2 protein-coding genes are annotated in these 1,425 nt (G+C 61.3%); both read right to left on the bottom strand.

What is annotated here, in order from left to right:
- Window positions 1-336: 336 nt before the first annotated feature.
- Window positions 337-801, bottom strand: a complete 465-nt coding sequence (locus tag JMY24_RS38025) for a hypothetical protein (protein WP_128592631.1) — start codon at window positions 799-801, stop codon at window positions 337-339.
- Window positions 802-945: 144 nt separating this feature from the next.
- Window positions 946-1,425: hypothetical protein (locus JMY24_RS38020; protein ID WP_236597787.1), on the bottom strand; the 480-nt coding region annotated here is incomplete at its 5' end.

Below are 1,425 nucleotides of genomic sequence, written 5' to 3'. Positions count from 1 at the left end.
CCCATCCCGAACAGGACCGTGAAACGACTCCACGCCGATGATAGTGCGGATTGCCCGTGTGAAAGTAGGTAATCGTCAGGCTCCCCAGCAGCATCAGAAACCCCACCCCTAAAAAGGGTGGGGTTTCTGCGTTTGCGCGTGTTCACGCGGCCCGGACACTAGCGCGCAGACGCCCAATATCCTTGCCGCCGCAGTCCAGAACTGCAGCGGCATTTCCGTCGCTAGATCACTACGTCGTGAATGTCCGCAGCCGGGTCTGGAATGCCGCGTGGCAGCGTACCCCCACCGATATCCGTTTGAATCGAGCAACCAAAGGTGACAATTAAGCCCTCTTGCTTAAGCCCTCTTGCGCGTCGCAAATTGATACGGCAGTCCCGCAGTAAAACGGTCCAGCCGTTCGCTGACCTCGGTGACCGCCCAAAGCGGAGCGCGGTGCAATTGCTGATCGTAGTTGGTGGCGATCTGCGCAAACAGCGTGAATCCGCTTTCATCCAGTGCCCATCGTGCGGTATCTCGTCCGGTGTCGAATACCTTGGCTATCTCAAGCTCGGCCGCGCCGAGTTGCTCGCCAGTCGCTGAACCGAAACCCGATTCGGCCAGAAAACCCGTCAGCAGCATCACTTGCGTCAGCGTCTGAGCATCGCCTATCCCGCCGTCGCCTCGTCGCAACGCGTCTAACGCCAGATGCACGCGCAACGCGAGATCGTCGGCGGTTTGCCGTGCCATGGGCAGCAGCATCGCCTTGGCATGCCGGGCGCGTGCCGCGCCGGTGTTTCGGGAAAACGGAATAGGTTGTGCCATGAAGGTCCAATGATTGTGCTGTGCAGATGCAATAACGGCGCGCGCGTTAAAAGGTTGAGCCCTCTCGCCGTTAGCCGTCGACTCCTCTAGACAACACCGCCGTCGGCCCAATGACAAAACCGTTTCGAGAAGCCGAAGGTGGAATCAACGTTCCTGACGCGACCAATCGCTGTTGCGGCCGCTCGCCAGCAACGCACCCTCTGCGGGCCGGCGTCCTCGACTAACCGCGTCGGTCACATTGGCGTCACCGCCGCTGGCGCCTATAGATCCCATTAGCGACGGCCACGACAGGACGCGACCACGCGCGTCGTCAAGCTCGTTGGCAGCGCTCACCACCGAGCGAAGCCGCGTTAGCCGCCACTCGCCGCGAACCTGCATCACGGGTGTCGACGCCCGCCGTGCACGCGATCCGCTCATCCCTTCGTCGACATAACGCCACGCAATCCACGCAATCCAGGCAATCCAGGCAATCCAGGCAATCCAGGCAATCCAGGTAACCACGCAACCCACTAACCACGCAACCCACGCAACCCACGCAACCCACGCAACCCACGCAACCCACGCAACCCACGCAACCCACGCAACCCACGCAACCCACGCAACCCACGCAACCCACGCAACCCA

It is taken from the genome of Paraburkholderia kirstenboschensis (assembly GCF_904848585.1).
In the GTDB taxonomy this organism is placed as follows: domain Bacteria; phylum Pseudomonadota; class Gammaproteobacteria; order Burkholderiales; family Burkholderiaceae; genus Paraburkholderia; species Paraburkholderia kirstenboschensis.
This window is presented reverse-complemented; position numbering and strand designations above follow the sequence as displayed.